Genomic DNA, 17,207 nt, shown 5'->3' on the forward strand with positions numbered 1-17,207 from the left:
CCTACCATCCTCCGCTGGCGCCGCCGCCGCCGGAGGATCCGCCGCCGAAGCTGAATCCACCGCCGCCGCCGCCGCCGCCGCCGAATCCGCCGCCGAATCCGCCGAGGAACGGCCCGCCAAACCGGCGGCCGCTGATCCCCCGCCGACTGGCCGCGTTCGCAAGCGCCACGATCAGGATCAGCCCCATGACCAGGAGCGGAAAAATCGCGGCGGCGGGGCTCTCGTCGCTCTCGGGCGGGGCGTACTCCCCGCCGATGGCTTCAATGATCCCGTCCACGACTGCCGCCACCCCTCCGGCGTAGTCCCCCTGCCGGAATTGCTGCGCCATCGGCGAATTGCGGCTGACCAGCCGCCCGGCCTCCAGATCGGTCAGCGCCTCCTCCAGACCATAGCCGACCTCCACCCGCGCCCGCTTGTCCTCGATCGCCGCGAGGAAGAGCACGCCGTTGTCCTGTCCCTTCTTGCCGATCCCCCAGGCACGGAAGACGTCGTGCGCGTAGTCCTCGATCCCCCGGCCCTCCAGCGACGGCACAATGAGGACGCCGATCTCGTGTCCCGAAGCGTCGCGGTAGGCCAGGACCTTGGCCTCGAGCTGTTCGACGGCCCGGTTATCGAGGATGCCGGCCTGATCGTTGATCGGGCCGGTGTACGACGGCAGGGTGGCGGCCGCCGCCAGAGCGGAGGCCGCGAGAGCCGCGGCTATCGGAATAAGCTTCTTCACCCCTCGCCGACCGCCTACTTCTTCTCAAAGGCGTCGCGCACGCTCGGAGCCGTCTGGGCTTCCGACTGGGCGGCGAAGAACTCGCGCGCGTAGGGAAATCCGAACACCGCTCCGGCAATGAGGGCCTTGACCCCCCGCTGGCGATAGACGTTGTACTCCCGCACGGCCTCGTTGTACACACGGCGCTCCTGGGCGATCCGGTTCTCGGTTCCCTCAAGCTGCGTCATCAGGTCGGCGTACAACTGGTCCCCCTTGATCTCGGGATACCGCTCGACGACCACATTAATAAACGAGTTGAGCTGCCGCGAGAGCTGTCCCGCAAGCGAGTCGAGCAGGGCCGGGTTGCCGCTGCCGAGGGCCGATTCGGCCGAGGCCGTGAGGTCGATCACCCGCTGGCGCATGGCGATCACCTCGGTCAGTGTCGCCTGCTGCCGTTCCATGAAATTGTCCACGCTAGCCACGAGATTCGGCACGAGGTCAAACCGCCGCTGATAGACGTTCTGCACCTGTGCCCACTTTTCGTCAATCGCCTGCGAGCGATCGATGAGGCCGCCGCGTCCCGACCAGATCCAGCCCGCTACTGCGAGCACCAGGATCAGAATGACTGCCAGAGCAATGCCTAAAACTTTCATCGGAATCTCCTTTTGCGATAAGATACTCGGCCGCCGTACCTGTATTCATATAAAAAAAGGATGGTCATCCCTGCCTTCGGAGCGGGCCGCTCCGGCGCGGCCCCGGCCCGGTTCAAATGTGAAACTCCACTATGTCGCCGTCCGACAGCGCGTAGTCGTTCTGCACCCGCTGGCCGTCGAACTTCCCCTTCCCCCACACCTTGGCGAATTTCAGCTTCTGCAGAAAATCCTTGTGGAGCGTCGCGGCGGCCTCGGCCACCGTCCCGCCCGCCGGCAGGATGATCGGATCCCGATAGTCCGGATCGTGCCCCACCGGCTTGGTGTACACCCGGATGATCCGCAGCTCCTCGAAAATGGCGCGCCGGAACGCCTCGAGACTGGCCTCGTCGATGATCGACGTCGTCACAATCCGATACCCCGGATAGGCCCCCGCCAACTGCCGGCGCTTCGACCCGTCCTCATCCTCGTACTCCTTGTGGGCGCACAGCACGGTCCGTTTGCCGCAGTATTTCGGGTCGTCCGGCTCCCCGGCGACTTCCGGCTGCAGGATGATCCGCTTCTCCCGAAGCGTGGCGATGATGAAGCGGAGATCGTCGAGCATCGACCTGGCCTCAAGATCGCATACCAGCACCACCAGGTCGGCATTCCGAATCAACCCGGTGAGGTAGTTCTCATACAGCTCGACCGAGATCGGCGGCGTGTCGATGAGCTGGATCTGGACGGTCTCGAAGGTCATCATCCCCGGCTGCGGTTCGCGGGTGGTGTAGGGGTAGTCGCCGATTTCCGGTTTGGCGCTCGTGAGCGCGTCGAGGAGGGAGGACTTGCCGGCGTTGGGCGGGCCGATGAGGATCACCTGTCCCGCCCCTTCCTTTTCGATGTAGTCTTTGGCCACGGCCTTGGCCGCTCCGCCCGCGCGCGCGCCGCCGGCCTCGATCTCTTTGCGGTGCCGCGAGATCTTGGCCTTCATCTCGGCCTGCAGCTTGTCGGTCCCCTTGTGCTTGGGCATGATGCGCAGGAGTTCCTGCGCGAGACGGAGCTTTTCGCGCGGATCCTTCTCGGCGTTGTACGCGCGCTCGAGCTCGTAGTACTGCGGGGGCAAATTTGCCGGCATGCCGGAATATCATCAGACCGGATGCGTTTGACAAGACCTTGTTGCCGCGCCCCCGCCCCGCGCCCGGCCGCGGCCGGCCCGGGCCGCCTACCGCCGGAATTGCGCCGCGATCTCGGCGATGCAGGCGCAGACGTAATCCACGTCGGCCGCCGCCAGGGTCGGATACAGCGGCAGCGTCACCGCCCGCCGCCACGCCCACTCGGCGTTCGGGAAAGGCCGCGCCGAGAGGTCAAAGGCGCGGCGGTACCATGAGAGCTCGTAGACCGGCTTGTAGTGCACACCGCATTCGACGCCGCGCGCCGCCATCTCCCGGATGAACCGGTCCCGTCCGATGCGCAGCGCCTCGGTGCGGAGTTTGATGATGTAGAGGTGCCAGCTGTGCGTGCAGTCGGGCGCCTCGGTCGGAAGCACCACGTACTCGGCGAGAGCAGCAAGATGGCGGCGGTAACGGGCGGCGGCCGCGGCCCGCGCCCTCTGGTTGGCCCCGAACCTCTCGATCTCCCCCAGCCCGACCGCCGCACTCAGCTCCGCCATGTTGGCTTTCCACCCGAACGCGACCGCATCGTACTCCCAGCGGTTGGACAGCTTCCGCTCGTAGGTCGAGCTGGTGAGCCCATGGCGGGCCAGCAGGCGGATGCGGTCGATCAGCTCCTTGTGGCGCGACACCGCCATGCCCCCCTCGCCGGCGGTGAGGTTTTTCGTGGAATAGAATGAATACACGGCGGCGTCGCACAGCTTGGGGATCGCCCGCCGCCGGTAGGCGCCCCCGATCGCATGCGCCGCGTCGGCCACGAGCGGCAAGTTGTGCGCGCCGCAGAGGTCGTTCAGGCGCGGGTAGTCGCAGGGGTGCCCGGCGATGTCCACGGGAACCACGGCGGCAGTCTTCTTCCCCACCTTCCGCGCCGCCGCATCCGGATCGATAGTGAGCGTGTGCGGGTCGATGTCGGCGAACACGGGGGTCCCGCCCGCCAGGAGGATCGCCTCCACGGTCGCTACGAACGTGTAGGGCGTGGTGACCACCTCGCGTCCCGGCACACCGCCGCACGCCGCCAGGGCCAGGTGCAGCCCCTGGGTGCCGCTGGCCACCGCGGCGGCGTGGCGCACACCGGTGAGGCGGGCCACCGCCGCTTCGAACGCCTTCACCTTCGGGCCGGCCGTCAGCCACCCCGATGCCAGTGCGTCGTTGACATACCGCCGCGCCGCCGGCGACACCGCCAGGTCGAACAGCGGCACCCGTCGCTCAGCTCTTTTTTTTCTCATCGATCAACCGCAGGTAGAGTTCCGACATCCGATCGAGCGAGAGCTCCCAATTGTAGTTCTCCTTGGCGAACGCCCATCCGTTCCGCCCGAACCGTTCGCGCAGGGCGGCGTCGCGGCCGAGACGGACAATCGCCTCGGCAAGCTTCTCGGAGTCTCCCGGCGGCACGAGGATCCCCGTTTCCTCGCGCCGCACGACCTCGGGCACACCGCCGACCGCCGAAGCGATCACCGGCCGCCCGCAGGCCGCCGCCTCCAGCGCCGCCACCCCGAACGACTCCAGACACACCGACGGCATCACCATGATGTGGTGCTCCCGGATGAAAGCGTATACGCGGTCGTTCGGGACAAACCCGACGAACTCCACGAGGTCGTCGAGGCCCAGGTTTTTCGTCTTCTCCAGCAGCCGCGCCTTCATCTCCCCCTCGCCGGCGATATCGAGGCGAAGGTCGGGGAGTTCCTTCCGCGCCCGGGCCATCGCCTGCAGGAGCACGTCGGCGCCGTACTTCGGCCTGAGGTTCTTGACATAGCACAGCCGCACGGGCGGTGCCGGCGGGGGGGCCGCCGCCTCGGCCGGGATCGCCACCCCGAAAGGGATGACCGACGTTTGGGAAGCGAGGCTGCCGTCGAGCCCGATCACTTTGCTCCTCAAGAACTGACTGGTGGCGCTGAGGTGGGTGGCGCGGCGGAGGACCGCACGCAGCAGCCGCGCCCGGAACCAGCCGGCGGGGAAGTCGATGACGTCGGCGCCCCACACCGACACGAGGCTCGGCCGGAGGCGCGACCGCACCGCCCAGTAGCCAAACCCCGTCGCGTAGTGCGCGTGCACCAGGTCGGGGGCAAACGCCCGCGCCGCCTCGGCCGCCCGGGCCGCGTGGGTGAGATAGGACCAGCGACCGGTCCGCGGCAGCACGGTCGTCTCGCAGTCCGCCAGCGGCGGGCCGCCCAGGGACACCACCTTCATCTCGAATCCGCGCGCCTGCAGACCCGTCACCCAGCGCTGTACGTGCACCGAGCCCGACCACCCGAATATCACGACCCGCGCGCCCACCGCCTACGCCTCCCCCGCCCGCTGCGTCCGAAGGGCGAGCACGTCGGCGAACTGCCGGCGCAGTCCCAGCAGGCGCCCGAAGAGCACGTAGAGCGCCGCCACGGCAAGGCCCGAGAGGACAATTTTGATGAGCGCCGGCCCGCGCCCGCCCGCCGCCGCCCACTCCGGCAGCAACTGCTGGCCGAGACCGGCGAGCGCGGCCGCGGCGGCGCCGGCCGCCAGGATGCGGCCGAGCACGCCCAAGAATGCCGCCCGCCCCTCGCCCGCGATCCGGCGCACGGCGATGCCCAGGAGCAACACGGCGAACACCACCTCGGCCGCCGAGGTCGCGGCCGAGATCCCGCCGGGACCGAACAGGGCCGACAACCCCCAGGTGGCCGCCGCCTTCACCGCGAACACGGACACCGTCGCCCAGAACACTGCCCGCACCCAGCCGCCGGAATAGCAGGCCCGGATCGAGGTCGACACGATGAAGAGGGCGATCAGCGACGGCACGTAGGGCCGCAGCACGGCCGCGGTCGTCGCTGTCGACTGCGGATCGAACTCCCCGCGCTGCAGGAGCACGTAGATCACTTCGGGCGCGGTGATGAAAAGCGCCGCGGCGATCGGGACCGCGATCACCAGTGCCGCCGTCACCGTGCGCCGGTAGAGGAACCAGAATTTCGCGCGGTCGGCCTCCCCCCGGTGGGCCGAGAACATCGGGAACACGACCGCCCCGAGCGCCCAGCCGATGATGGAATCGGGCAGCTGCACGATCACCTGGCTGTAGTTGAGGGCCGAGATCACGCCCGGCCCGAACTGCGGCGCGAAGTAGCGGTCGATGAGGAAATAGCTCCGGTTGATCAGCTCAATGACGATGAGCGCCGAGGCCGTCGCGATCAGATACTTCGTCTCCTCGGTGATCATCTGCGGCCGGTACCCGCCGAACGCGTGCACGCGCACCAGGCGGGCCGCCAGCCAGACATTCTGCGCGAGCAGGCCGCCGATCCATCCGAGCGCGATCGCGCCGACCCCGAGCCGGCCCGCCAGGAGCACGATGCTGAGGATGGAGAACAGGTTGAAGACGATGTAGCCGGCCGCAGGGTGGGTGTAGACCCGCTTGACATTCAGGAAAGCGCGCATGAAGGCCTCGGCCACGCCGAGCACGACTACGACGGCGGTGACGCGGCTGTAGAAGGCGATGCGGTCGAATCCCTCGCCTACGTAGTCGACCGCCCACAGGCGGAGCAGCGCCGGTCCCGCCGCCGCCAGGAGGAGCGTCACCGCCAGTGCAGCCGCCGCGCCGGTGTTCACGAGCGGCCAGAAATCCGGCGGCCCCTCCGCCCCGGCGCGGGCCTGCAGCCGGCGAGTGAGATACGGAACGAAGAGGTAGTATCCGGCGTAGTTGAGGATCCCGTAGGCGAGAGCCGAGAACATGATCGCGATCAGGTAGAGGTCGTAGTCGGCGCTGGTGCCGAAGCGATGGGCGATCACCATCTCCCGCACGAAACCGAACACCCGCGACAGAAGGAGCACGCCGGCCACCCCGAACACCGCCCGCTGCATCGACCCGCCCGTCATGCCGCCGCCTCCCGCCGCCTCGGCTGTTCCGCCTGATCCTGTGCCTGCGCGCTGGTCATAGGCCCTGTAGGGACCGCCCCGCCGGGCGCTAACCGAGGATCCGCCTCACGGCCGCGATCACTTCCTGCTGCTCGGCCTCGGTCATTTCGCTGTAAATCGGAAGCGACAGCACCTCGTCCGCCGCCTTGCTCGAAACCGGGAAATCCCCCGGCCGGTAGCCGAGGTAGGCGAAACACTCCTGCTTGTGGAACGGCACCGGGTAGTAGATCTCGCAGCCGATTCCCGCCGCCTTGAGCTGCTCCATCACGCGGTCGCGGTTGGGGACGGCGATGGTGTACTGATTGAAAATATGGAACGTCGTGTACTCCTTCACCGCCGGCCTGCGAATCGCCTCGATCCCGGCGAAAGCCTCGTCATAGATGCGGGCGTGGGCGGCCCGCTCTTTCGACCAGGCCTCGAGGCGCGGCAGCTTCACCAGGAGGGCCGCCGCCTGGATGGTCGCCAGCCGCGAATTGTACCCGACCAGTTTATGGAAATACTTCGGCTCGGCCCCATGCACGCGCAGGATGCGCACGCGCTGGTCGTTCTCCGGCCGGTCGGTCACGATCATCCCGCCGTCGCCGATCGCCCCGAGATTCTTCGAGGGATAGAACGAGTAGCACCCGTAGTCGCCGAACGATCCGGCCGGCCGCCCCTTGTAGGCGGCGCCGATCGACTGCGCGGCGTCCTCGATCACCGCCAGACCGTGCCGCCGCGCGAGTGCACAGATCGGATCCATATCGGCCGGCTGCCCGAACAGGTGGACCGGCATGATGGCCTTGGTCCGGGGTGTGACGGCCGCTGCGATCAGGTCCGGGTCGATGTTGTAGGTATCGGGGTCGATGTCGACAAACACCGGCCGCGCGCCGAGGCGGGCAACGACGCCGGCGGTGGCGAAAAACGAAAAGTCGGTGGTGATCACTTCATCCCCCGGCCCCACCCCGCAGGCCCGCAGGGCCAGCAGGAGCGCGTCCGTGCCGGAGGCGACCCCGATCCCGAACCGGACGCCGCTCAGCGCCGCCACCGCCTTCTCCAGTTGCGCCACCTCGGGCCCGAGAATGAACTGCCCCTGGGCCAGGACACGCAGCACCGCCTCGTCCATCTCCGCCTTGAGCGCCTGGTATTGCCGTTTTACGTCCAGCAGCGGTACCGCCATAGTTCGTTCTCCTCACTCATCTTTCCAGCCCTGATTCTTCAGGAGCTGCTCTTCGGGAACATCCCGGAACACTTTGGCCGGCATGCCGACCACGATCTTGCCGTCGGGCACGTCGGCGGTGACGAGGGCGCCGGCACCGACCAGGGCGTCGGCCCCCACCGTCTTGCCGGGGAGGATGGTCGCGTGGACGCCGATGCGGCCTCCCGTCTTCACCGTCACGCCCTTGAAACGCTTGAACCGCTCCATCGTGCGCCCCACGAAATTGTCGTTGGAGGTCGCGGCGCAGGGGGCAACGAACACGCGGTCGCCGAGGGTCGAGTAGGCCGTGATGTACACGTTCGTCTCGAGCTTGCAGTAGGCGCCGATCTCGCACTGGTTTTCGATGGCCGCGCCGCGTCCGACAATCGTGCGCCGTCCGACGGTCACGTTCTCCCGGATGGTCGCGAGATCCGCCACCAGCACCTGGGCGCCGAGGCGGGCCCCCCGGTAGATGACGACGTGGGTGCCAATGATGCAGCCGGCCGCGATCGTGCAGGGGGGCAGATCCTGCTCCCGGGTCACCGCCGAGTTGGCCGCGCGCATGGGACGCTTCCCCAGCACCGCGCCGTCGTCGATCCGCACGTTGTCGCCGACGGCCGTATCCTCGTGGATGACGACGTGGTGGCCGATCACGCAGCCCGCGCCGACCGTCGCCTGCGCCCCGATGACGCAGAACCGGCCGATGTGCGCGGTGGGGTCAATCCTCGCCTCCGGCGAGATTTCCGAACTTGTCATGGCCGTGTATCCTCAATTTTTCGTGTTCGAAAGACCGCGCGCCCGCACCGTCGGCGGCCCCGCCCGCGCGCTTATTCCGCCGGCCGCCGCTTCAGCCCGGGCAGCCAGCCGAACCACGCCTGCGCGAACATCTGGACCCGCCGGTAATTCTCCGGGCTGGCCGTGCGCATGCGGTCCACATAGTCCACCGCCGCCGCCAGGAGAACCGCCGCGAGCACCGCCAGCGCAAAGGCCGCGAGCACAATAATGGACCGCTGCGGCCGGCTCTTGATCTCCGGCGGGACCGCCCGGTCCAGCACCGACAGAACCGGCTGCTTCTCCTGCTCCTGGTACTTCACTTCCTCGAGCTGCTCCAGGAGAATCCGGTAAATCGACTCCGCCACCCGCACCCGGCTGTAGAGCACTTCGTACTGCCCGCGGAGCGTCGGAATGGCCGACACCGGGAGCGAGAAGAACGAGCTGTCGGGGTTGCTCCGCTCGAGCTGATCGAGACGGTCCTGGACAGTGGCCCGCCGGCGCTTCAGCTCCCTCAGGTCGGTGTTGTCGGCCCCCAGCGTCTGCTCCTTCATGGCGATGTCGATGTCGAGGGAGGCCAGGTCGCTCTTGAGCCGGGCCGCCTGGTCGATCGCCAACCGCGTCTGCTCATCGAAATCGATCGCCCGGTTGCGCATCTGGAACTCCCGGAACTGGGCGCGGGCGGAATCCAGCTCGACCTTCGCGACCGCCAGCCGTTCCTGCACGAACGTCCGGTTCTGCCGCACCCGCCCCGTCACAATCTCCCGGTTGATGCTATCGAGCACGTCGACGAAGGCGTTCGCAATCGCGGCCGCCCGCGCCGCGTTCCGGTCCTCCACCGAAATCTCCAGCAGTCCCTCCTCCGTCACCCGGAATCTCGCCCGGTCCATCAGCACGTCGTAGGTCTCGACGAAATTGTCTTCCTTGTAGAGCGCCATGAGGTCGAAGCGTTCGACGATCTCCCGGGCGATCGTCCGGCTTTTCAGCATGCGCGCGTAGACATCCGACGGCGTCACCATCACCGGCAGGTTCAAACCCTTCGTGACCGACACGACGTCCTCGAGGCGCCCCGCACCCGGCGTCGGCAGCGTGACGTCTTTCGGGGGCAACAGCAGCGCCGTCGCCCGGTACCACTTGGGCAGGGCGAAAGCGGTGATCACGGCCGCGAGCGTGGCCAAGAGGACGAAGGTCACGATGAACGTCCGGCGGCGCGCCAGCAGCTCCAGGAAAAGCCAGAAATTGTTCGCGGCGGCGCGGTCGTTCATCGGAATTCCTCCCGCAGCCGGACGATAACCTCGTCGCCGTCGTGGACGACAACTTCCGCCGGATGCTCTTCGGTCAGCCGCGACACCCGGTGGAAGATCTCGACCATTTCGCGGTCGGCGCGCGGGAGAAACCCGCCGGCGGCCCTCACGTAGTCACGCGCCGTCCCGCCGACGCGGAACGGGAACATGCCCGGGTTGCGCACCTCGCCGCTCACTTTCACATAGCCGACCATCATCGGGACGAAGATCGAGTCGCCCGGCTGCAGCGTGAACGGCTGGACCGCGCCGTCGAGGGCAATGAGGTTGGCGATCGAATACCGCTCACCCGCACGCAGCGCGGCCTCGAGCGGGACTTGCCGAAAAACCGTGAGCTCCGAGCGCGCCGCGTCAGGCGCAAACCCTCCCGCCGCGTCCAGGATCTCGCTCAGCGCCCCCGAGGCGGACAGGAGGAACCGGCCCGGCCTCGCGACCGCTCCGTACACGGTCACCGGCGCGCCCTCGGCCAGCCGGGAGAGCGTCGGGACAAAAACAATGTCCTCCGCCTGGAGCGGCACACCGGCCGCCGGCAGGCGTTCCGAACCGCGGATGATCTGCACCGCCAAGGTGTCGGCCGAAGAGCGGAAGGGCCCGACGAGGGGGAGAATCTCGGCGACCGACTCTCCGTCGACGATCTCGATATCGCGGGGACGGTCCACCGCTCCGACGACGTTGACGACGCGGGCGGATTTCGCCGGCACGATCACCGTGTACCCGGCGTAGAGCGGCGGATTCCACCGCTCGTCGCCCAGGAGCGCGCGGTCCAGGTCGACGCGGATCTCCCGGGGACCGCCCAGGAGCCGGATCAGCCGCCGCGAGCCGCTCGGACTAAGGCCGCCGGCCGAGTCGATCACCTCCGAGACGCGCTGCGACGTATAGACCGTGTAGAGCCCCGGCGACTGCACGGCGCCGCTGACCTGGATAGCCACGCGGCGGGGCGCGAGAACTGAGATGTCGATCGAGTCGGCCTGGTACAGGGACGAGAGCGCTTTCACGAGCGCCACCCGGGCCTCCGCGAGCGTCGCGCCCCTCAGATCGAACGACCCGAGCGTGGGATGCACGATTCTCCCCTCCGGATTGACCCGCACTGTCAGCGGAGCCAGCGCCGTCCCGAGAAAAGTCACCTGCAGCCGTTCATCCGGCCGCAGCAGATAGCGCTCCGGGTCGATGGGCATGTCGAAAAAGCGGTAGCCGCCGGCACCGACGGAATCGGCCCGGTCGGGCTGGGCGATCGCAGCCGCCGCCGTCACCATCAGCACCGCCAGTATGGTGGACACAAGACGCATGATTCCGAACACTCCGCACAAGGTGTGAGCGCAGGGTTAACCCCGTCGCTGCATCCGCCAAGGATAACCCACGCCCAAGGCGAAGTCAACGGCTATCCGAATCTACAGATTCGCCCCGCGCCCCGGGCGGCCGAAGAGGCGCCGGCGCCACAGAACCATCCCGCCCAGCGTCAAAAGCGAAATGACCGCCCCGTGAGAGAAGTAGGGCGTTCGGTAGACCAGGACAACCGTCTGCCGTCCCGGCGTGACCGGGAATGCGATCAGTCCCTGATTCTCCGTGATTGTCCGGCCGTCGGTCGCGCGCCAGCCCGGATCGTAGCCCATCCCGATCACCAGTTCCCCGCCGTGGCCGCCGCCGTTGAGAGTGTAAGTGATTCGATTCGGGGTGTAGTCCCGAACGTAGACTTTCGCCTCCCCGCCCGAGAATAGCTCCGAATACACTATGCCGGGGCCGACCAGCCCCCGGCTGGGATGGTAGGCCGAGAGCCACGGCGACACGAGCGAGCCCCGGTTGGCGAGGTAGTTTTCGAACGCGTGCGGCTCGGCGTCGACCACCTGGCGGAACTCCGGAGATCGATCCACGTGTTTCGGCGGCTTCCGAAACCCCTCGGACATGATCGGCCAGGCCAGCGCCAGGTTGGTGGCCGCGATGAGCAGCCCGGCCGCGACCACGGCTCCCCGCAGCCACCCTCCCCGGGCCGCCGCCCGGGCCCGGTCCTCCCAACAGCCCAGGCCCAGTCCGCCGAGCACAGCCGCTCCGAGGATGACGAAGTGCATGGCGCGGCCGGTGGCGCGCAGCGACTCGAACCCGGGCAAACCGGTGAGCAGCGCCCAGGGCGACCACGGAGCGAAGTTACCCAGTCCGAGGAGCAGGAAAAAGGCAATGAACACCACCCAGGGCCAATGCCGCCGGAACCGCGCCACGGCGGCGTACGCTCCCGCGGCCACAAGCAGCGGCGACACGTAGACGCCGTATTCATGCCAGGCCCATTTCTGGCCGGCGAAATTCTGCACGAACAGCGAGTGCTTCAAACCAAAAAACATCGCCGGCAGCGCCGACCACGGGATCGCCTCCGCCGGGTCGCCCGTCCAGCGGTTCTGGGCAAGGTACGCGATCATCGGGAGAACCTTCACCGCCGCGAGGGCCAGCGCGAGGCCGACCGCCAGGAGAAACACCCGGGCCTCGGCCGGCGAGCGCCGCTGCGCCGCCCGCAACGCCAGCAGCAGAGCGGTCGCCAGCAGCGTGTACAGAAGCGGCACGGCCGCGCCGTTGCCGAGGATCATGAGCGCCAATGCGACGACCGCCCCCAAGAGGTTGCGGCGATCTTCCGCTCCCTTGAGGACAAAGTGCACAAACCACGGCAGAAAAGCGTAGTGCGTGAACGGCATGTGCCCCTCGGCAAAATGGAGCGCGAAATGCACCGACCCGAAATACGCGACGGCGGCCACGACAGTGCTGCCCCGGGGCATCCCCAGCGTGCGAAAGAGCCGCAGGCTCCCCCAAAATCCGAGGAAGTACGCGATCAGCACCTGGAGTTTCAGCCCGACCACCGGCCCGCACAGAAAATACAGCAGCACAAAGGGCGACAGAACCGCGACCTCGGGATGATGAAAGAGGATATTCCCCCCGCCGAGATAGGGATTCCAGAAGGGGAACTGGCCGTAGTGAAGGACGGTCCCCACCGGAACAGCGGCAATGGTGGTGAACAAGTCCCAGTCCCGCACCCCCCACCACGTCAGCTTCAAAAGGAATGGCAGCGCGTAGTACAACGCCAGGACGGCCGAGAGACCAACAGTCGCAACTTTGGGCTTTCGCAGGTCCATCCGGGATGCTACTTTCCATCCTGTCCGGTATCGGCCGGCGCCGCCGGCGTCGGTCGCGCCGGGAGAGTCCGAAGAGCCGCGATCCGCGGCCGGAGATCCGCGCCGGCCCCGCCGGGTCGCGCGAACGGAACAACTTAATGAATTTCGCCCGCCTGCGCAGTAAAAGTTTCCTCGTCCCGACCGCCGTGACTTTCCTCTTCCTCGCGGTCGTCCTCGCGCTTCTCGGGACGGGGGAGCGCAAGTACGCGCCGCTGGCGCGCACGCTGATCCAGTGGGACGGCCGGCACTATCTGTCGATAGCGGAGACCGGGTACGAGAAATTTCCCTGCCCGGAGGATCCCTCGCTCGTGTGCGGCAATGTCGGGTGGTTCCCGCTGTTTCCGCTGGCGGCGCGGGTGGTGAGTGTTGCGCTCGGCCCGCTCGGCCTCGGCATGGCCTGGTCGATGCTGATCACCGGGTGGCTCTGCCTCTGGGCGGCGATGCTCCTGCTGTACCGCCTGTTCGCCCGGCGTTTCGACCACACCGTCGCCGCCGGGTCGCTGGCCGCCCTCGCGCTCTTCCCCACCTCGTTCTACTACCTCACCGCCTTCCCCTATGCCCTGTACCTGCTGCTGGCCGCCGCCGTCTTCCTCCTTGTGGAGAAGGAGCGCTACTTCGCGGCGGCGGCGCCGGCCGGACTGCTGGCGATCACCTACCCCACCGGGGTCGCGATCATCCTCCCCCTGCTGTGGGTTCTCGTCTCACGCTGGCGAGGGCTTACGCCCCGCGACCGGGCCGGCCTGCGAACCGCCTCCGCCGCGGTCGTGCTCGCCCTGATCCTCTACGCGCTCTACTACCGGCTGGCTTTCGGCGACTTCTTCCTCTATGTGCACTTTCAGTCCAAGCCGTACTACGCCCACGGGGCGACCGTACCGCTGCTCCCGATCCTCGATGCGGTCGTGCACCTGCCCGGCGCCCACCCGGTCCGTGTCATGCTGATTTTCGTCGCCGCCGCGCTCGCGCTCTTCTCCACGCGCCGGATCCCGGCCGCCTGGCAGGTTTTCCTGTGGGGCGTGCTGCTGTTCACTCCGGCCGCGGGGACGACTGCCTGCTACTATCGCCACGTCGTGGTCGCGTTTCCGCTGTTTGCGATGGTCGGGTTGTCGCTGCGCTCGCGCCGCCGCCCGCTGGCGGTCCTCTACGCCGCCGCCGCCCTGGCGCTCATGCTGGGGGTCTTCCTCGACGCCTACAAACGCGGCGTCCTGATGTGACCGCCGGGCCGAACCCCGCGCCGCCCCTACTGCACCCGCCTCAGCCGGAACGTGTAGCGCATGATGTCGGTGACGGTGGTGTTGTTGATGTGAATCTCGTAGGCGATGTCTTTCGGCCCGATGAAGAGGCTGTCCCCCCGGAACACGGTCGGGAGTTCCCCTCGCGGGACGCGGATCGAATCGCAGTTGCCCGCGCCGAAAGTCCCCGTGGGAGCCAGCGTGAGCGCGTTCGTCCCGAACGACCGCACCGTCCCCCGCGTGTGGCAGAGGTGAAAATCCGTCTCGTCCTCCAGCAGCAGCTCGTAGAGTGTGCCCTCGACCGTGAACGTCACCATGGTGGAGTCCGGGTAGATCTCCATGGGACCCGAGGCGAAATCCGGCTCCATCACCATCATCCCCGTGTACACTTCCGGAGGCGCGAGCGCCTGCCGGTCCTCTTTGCACCCCCCCGCCAGGGCCGCCGCCGCCAGCAGCAGGATCAATGGCCGGAAACGCGCCTTCCCCGCTCTCGACATCCTCGGTCCTCCTCCCACCCGCGCGTCGTCAGCGCGCCGCCTCGGACAGGTCGTGCTCTTCCTCGTTGTTCGATCCGGAGGCGCCGTTGCGCCGCACCTTGTAGTCCACCGCGGCCTTGACAAAGTCGCGGAACAGCGGGTGCGGCCGGGTCGGCCGCGATTTCAGCTCCGGGTGGAACTGCGAGGCGACAAACCAGGGATGCTCGGGATGCTCGATGATCTCCACCAGCCGCCCGTCGGGCGACATCCCGCTCAGCCGCAGGCCGTGCGACCCCAGCATCTCCCGGTAGGCGTTGTTCAGTTCGTAGCGGTGACGGTGGCGTTCGGAGATTTCGTCTGCGCCGTAGGCCTGGCGGGCGAGCGAGCCCGCGGCCAGTCGGCACGGGTACGCCCCCAGCCGCATCGTCCCGCCCAGCTCGGTCACCCCTTCCTGGTCGGCCATGAGGTGAATCACCGGGTGTTTCAGGTCGCGGTAGAATTCGTAGCTGTGGGCGTCCTCGAGGCCGCAGACGTTCCGGGCGAACTCGATCACGGCGCACTGCATGCCGAGGCAGATGCCCAAAAACGGGATTCTGTTCTCGCGCACGTAGCGGATAGCCTCGATCTTCCCCTCGACCCCGCGCTCCCCGAACCCGCCGGGGATCAGCAGGCCGTCGACGTCGTGGAGGAACTTGCCGGCGCCGTTGTGTTTGATCTCTTCGGAACTCACCCAGATGAGCTTGACCTCGGCCCCGTTGTGGACACCCGCGTGGACGAACGCCTCGATGATCGATTTGTAGGCGTCCTTGAGCATCACGTATTTCCCGCAGATCGCGATTTTGAGCCGATGGGTCGGGTAGCTGATCCGCTCCACCATCTGCTCCCAGTCGCCCAGGTCCGGCTCCGGCGTCTCCAGCCCGAAATGGCGGCAGATGATATCGTCCATTCCCTGCGCCCGGAACCGCAGCGGCATCTCGTAAATCGTCGAGACGTCCTCGGCGGCGATGACCGATTTGGTCGGCACGGAGCAGAAGAGGCTGATCTTCTGGCGCAGCCCTTCGTCGAGCGGCTTGGCCGACCGGCACAGGAGCATGTTGGGCTGAATCCCGATGGCCCGCAGCTCTTTCACCGAATGCTGCGTCGGCTTGGTCTTGAACTCGCCGGCCGTCGCGATGTACGGCACGAGCGTGACGTGCACGTACATGACGTTGTCGTACCCCTGCTCCAGCCCCATCTGGCGGATCGCCTCCATGAAGGGGAGCGACTCGATGTCCCCCACCGTCCCGCCGATCTCACAGATCACCACGTCCGGCTTCTCCGGAAGCCGTTCCAGGCGCCGGATGCGGTTCTTGATTTCCTCCGTCACGTGCGGGATGACCTGCACGGTCGCCCCGAGGTAATCCCCCCGCCGCTCGCGCGTGATGATCGTGTGGTAGATCTGCCCGGTGGTGACGTTGTGGTCGCGGGTGAGCGAGCGGTCGAGAAACCGCTCGTAGTGCCCCAGGTCGAGATCCGTCTCCGAACCGTCGTCGAGCACGAACACCTCCCCGTGCTGGTACGGGTTCATCGTCCCCGGGTCCACATTGAGGTACGGGTCCAGCTTCATGTTGTACACCGTCAGACCCCGCCGCTGCAGCAACAGCCCGATCGAGGCCGACGAGATCCCCTTGCCCAGGGCCGAGACCACGCCGCCGGTCACGAAAATGTATTTGGTCTTGTCCGCCATCGCATCCTCTACCTGTATAGCGTATCCAACTTTGCCACATCCGGCGGAGCGTCCACCGACACCGTCCGCGCGCGCGTCTCAAACACCAGCATCCGGCCGCCGTGCTCCAGAATCCGCAACTGCTCGAGCGACTCGGCCCGTTCGGCCGCCGTCCGGGGCCACTCCGCATAGCGCCGGAGGGCGGCCCGCCGGAAGAAGTACACTCCGATATGCCCGAGGTGGCGGTAGCGCGCCCCGGCGTCGCGCACCAGCGGAATCGGCCACCGCGAAAACCACAGCGCCCTCCCCTCCCGGTCCGACGCCACTACTTTAACAAGATTCCGGTCCGCAAGATCCTCCGCCCCGCCGATCGGAAATGCCAGTGTCGCGAACTCGATCGTCCGATCCTGCTCCATCCGCGCGACCACGCGGTCGAGCGCCGCGCCGGTGAGGCCGAAGTTGTCCGCCTGCACATTCACAATGATCCGCCCGCCGATCTTCTCGGCCGCTTCCGCCGCCCGGTCTGATCCGGTCCGGTGCCGGGCCGACGTACGCACCGCTTCGCCTCCGAATTCCCTGACCGCCGCTACGATCTCCCGGGAGTCGGTCGCCACCGCCACCCGGTCGATCCGCCGGGCCCGGCTGACCTCGCGCCACACATAGTACAACAGCGGCCGCCCGCGGTAAAGGTGGAGTACCTTCCGAGGAAACCGGGTCGACCCCAGGCGCGCAGGAATGATCGCGACTACCCCCGCCATTTGATCCTCCCCGGCCGGATCACCCGGTTCCTCCGGCCGCCAATCTCCCTGGCCGACGTCCATCGTGAGACCCGGGCTACCGACGTTTATCATATTCTGCAACAAGGGATTAGCGGCATGACGACCTGCCCCCAAGGCATGGCGCGACCACCGCGCTCCGAGCCGCTGAAACGGGGATTCTATGGTCAGGGGAGTGGGAGTTTTCGGTCGGGGGGGCCGTGCTCCGCGGCCGATCTGGATGCTGTCGAGCGGCATGAGCGATGATACGGCGGC

Annotated in this window: 15 protein-coding genes; 1 reads left to right on the forward strand and 14 read right to left on the reverse strand. The window is 67.5% G+C overall.

Annotation, left to right across the window (positions count from 1 at the left end):
- Nucleotide 1 precedes the first annotated feature (1 nt).
- The 11 genes from KA261_03640 to KA261_03690 form a co-directional block, all read right to left on the reverse strand.
- Entirely contained in the window at nucleotides 2-721 is a 720-nt protein-coding gene (locus tag KA261_03640) for a TPM domain-containing protein (protein MBP7696879.1), read from the reverse strand.
- 14 nt (nucleotides 722-735) lie between these two features.
- Nucleotides 736-1,353, reverse strand: coding sequence for a LemA family protein (locus KA261_03645; GenBank protein ID MBP7696880.1), 618 nt, complete (start codon nucleotides 1,351-1,353; stop codon nucleotides 736-738).
- 112 nt (nucleotides 1,354-1,465) lie between these two features.
- A complete protein-coding gene (locus KA261_03650) occupies nucleotides 1,466-2,464 on the reverse strand; it encodes a 50S ribosome-binding GTPase (GenBank protein MBP7696881.1) in 999 nt (332 codons plus the stop codon).
- Between the two features lie 87 nt (nucleotides 2,465-2,551).
- Nucleotides 2,552-3,724 carry a DegT/DnrJ/EryC1/StrS family aminotransferase gene (locus KA261_03655; GenBank protein ID MBP7696882.1) on the reverse strand — a complete coding sequence of 391 codons (1,173 nt, stop codon included), beginning with the start codon at nucleotides 3,722-3,724 and terminating at the stop codon, nucleotides 2,552-2,554.
- Nucleotides 3,705-4,772, reverse strand: coding sequence for a glycosyltransferase family 4 protein (locus tag KA261_03660; protein ID MBP7696883.1), 1,068 nt, complete (start codon nucleotides 4,770-4,772; stop codon nucleotides 3,705-3,707). Before KA261_03660 ends, KA261_03655 begins: the two co-directional genes overlap by 20 nt.
- Before the next feature lie 3 nt (nucleotides 4,773-4,775).
- Nucleotides 4,776-6,332 (reverse strand): oligosaccharide flippase family protein, encoded by a 1,557-nt coding sequence (locus KA261_03665; protein MBP7696884.1) that lies wholly within the window; start codon nucleotides 6,330-6,332, stop codon nucleotides 4,776-4,778.
- Nucleotides 6,333-6,420: 88 nt separating this feature from the next.
- Nucleotides 6,421-7,527, reverse strand: coding sequence for a DegT/DnrJ/EryC1/StrS family aminotransferase (locus KA261_03670; GenBank protein MBP7696885.1), 1,107 nt, complete (start codon nucleotides 7,525-7,527; stop codon nucleotides 6,421-6,423).
- 12 nt (nucleotides 7,528-7,539) lie between these two features.
- Complete coding sequence (locus KA261_03675) at nucleotides 7,540-8,301, reverse strand: N-acetyltransferase (GenBank protein MBP7696886.1); 762 nt, start codon at nucleotides 8,299-8,301, stop codon at nucleotides 7,540-7,542.
- 71 nt (nucleotides 8,302-8,372) lie between these two features.
- Entirely contained in the window at nucleotides 8,373-9,581 is a 1,209-nt protein-coding gene (locus tag KA261_03680) for a hypothetical protein (protein MBP7696887.1), read from the reverse strand.
- Nucleotides 9,578-10,903, reverse strand: a complete 1,326-nt coding sequence (locus KA261_03685; protein MBP7696888.1) for an SLBB domain-containing protein — start codon at nucleotides 10,901-10,903, stop codon at nucleotides 9,578-9,580. The genes KA261_03680 and KA261_03685 overlap by 4 nt, the downstream gene beginning before the upstream one ends.
- 102 nt (nucleotides 10,904-11,005) lie before the next feature.
- Complete coding sequence (locus KA261_03690) at nucleotides 11,006-12,727, reverse strand: YfhO family protein (GenBank protein ID MBP7696889.1); 1,722 nt, start codon at nucleotides 12,725-12,727, stop codon at nucleotides 11,006-11,008.
- A gap of 137 nt (nucleotides 12,728-12,864) precedes the next feature.
- Between KA261_03690 and KA261_03695 the strand changes: the two genes are divergently transcribed.
- Nucleotides 12,865-13,977: a hypothetical protein gene (locus KA261_03695; protein ID MBP7696890.1), complete on the forward strand. Its 1,113-nt coding sequence runs from the start codon at nucleotides 12,865-12,867 to the stop codon at nucleotides 13,975-13,977.
- A 26-nt stretch (nucleotides 13,978-14,003) separates the two neighbouring features.
- Here KA261_03695 and KA261_03700 read toward each other — a convergent pair whose 3' ends face one another.
- The 3 genes from KA261_03700 to KA261_03710 are packed head-to-tail and all read right to left on the reverse strand — an operon-like array spanning nucleotide 14,004 to nucleotide 16,934.
- The gene (locus KA261_03700; GenBank protein MBP7696891.1) at nucleotides 14,004-14,492 is read right to left on the reverse strand and encodes a hypothetical protein; all 489 of its coding nucleotides are present in this window, start codon (nucleotides 14,490-14,492) and stop codon (nucleotides 14,004-14,006) included.
- Nucleotides 14,493-14,520: 28 nt separating this feature from the next.
- Nucleotides 14,521-16,197 carry a CTP synthase gene (locus tag KA261_03705; protein ID MBP7696892.1) on the reverse strand — a complete coding sequence of 559 codons (1,677 nt, stop codon included), beginning with the start codon at nucleotides 16,195-16,197 and terminating at the stop codon, nucleotides 14,521-14,523.
- A gap of 8 nt (nucleotides 16,198-16,205) precedes the next feature.
- The gene (locus KA261_03710; GenBank protein ID MBP7696893.1) at nucleotides 16,206-16,934 is read right to left on the reverse strand and encodes a 3-deoxy-manno-octulosonate cytidylyltransferase; all 729 of its coding nucleotides are present in this window, start codon (nucleotides 16,932-16,934) and stop codon (nucleotides 16,206-16,208) included.
- Between the last annotated feature and the right edge of the window lie 273 nt (nucleotides 16,935-17,207).

The sequence above is a fragment of the Candidatus Zixiibacteriota bacterium genome (assembly GCA_017999435.1).
Classification (GTDB): domain Bacteria; phylum Zixibacteria; class MSB-5A5; order GN15; family FEB-12; genus JAGNLV01.

What these genes read in the sequence shown, in the direction of transcription:
- KA261_03695 (MBP7696890.1), top strand. Translation starts at nt 12,865, where the DNA reads ATGAATTTCGCCCGCCTGCGCAGTAAAAGTTTCCTCGTCCCGACCGCC.
- KA261_03680 (MBP7696887.1), bottom strand. Translation starts at nt 9,581, where the DNA reads ATGAACGACCGCGCCGCCGCGAACAATTTCTGGCTTTTCCTGGAGCTG.
- KA261_03700 (MBP7696891.1), bottom strand. Translation starts at nt 14,492, where the DNA reads ATGTCGAGAGCGGGGAAGGCGCGTTTCCGGCCATTGATCCTGCTGCTG.
- KA261_03665 (MBP7696884.1), bottom strand. Translation starts at nt 6,332, where the DNA reads ATGACGGGCGGGTCGATGCAGCGGGCGGTGTTCGGGGTGGCCGGCGTG.
- KA261_03645 (MBP7696880.1), bottom strand. Translation starts at nt 1,353, where the DNA reads ATGAAAGTTTTAGGCATTGCTCTGGCAGTCATTCTGATCCTGGTGCTC.
- KA261_03655 (MBP7696882.1), bottom strand. Translation starts at nt 3,724, where the DNA reads ATGAGAAAAAAAAGAGCTGAGCGACGGGTGCCGCTGTTCGACCTGGCG.
- KA261_03710 (MBP7696893.1), bottom strand. Translation starts at nt 16,934, where the DNA reads ATGGCGGGGGTAGTCGCGATCATTCCTGCGCGCCTGGGGTCGACCCGG.
- KA261_03675 (MBP7696886.1), bottom strand. Translation starts at nt 8,301, where the DNA reads ATGACAAGTTCGGAAATCTCGCCGGAGGCGAGGATTGACCCCACCGCG.
- KA261_03705 (MBP7696892.1), bottom strand. Translation starts at nt 16,197, where the DNA reads ATGGCGGACAAGACCAAATACATTTTCGTGACCGGCGGCGTGGTCTCG.
- KA261_03650 (MBP7696881.1), bottom strand. Translation starts at nt 2,464, where the DNA reads ATGCCGGCAAATTTGCCCCCGCAGTACTACGAGCTCGAGCGCGCGTAC.
- KA261_03690 (MBP7696889.1), bottom strand. Translation starts at nt 12,727, where the DNA reads ATGGACCTGCGAAAGCCCAAAGTTGCGACTGTTGGTCTCTCGGCCGTC.
- KA261_03685 (MBP7696888.1), bottom strand. Translation starts at nt 10,903, where the DNA reads ATGCGTCTTGTGTCCACCATACTGGCGGTGCTGATGGTGACGGCGGCG.
- KA261_03670 (MBP7696885.1), bottom strand. Translation starts at nt 7,527, where the DNA reads ATGGCGGTACCGCTGCTGGACGTAAAACGGCAATACCAGGCGCTCAAG.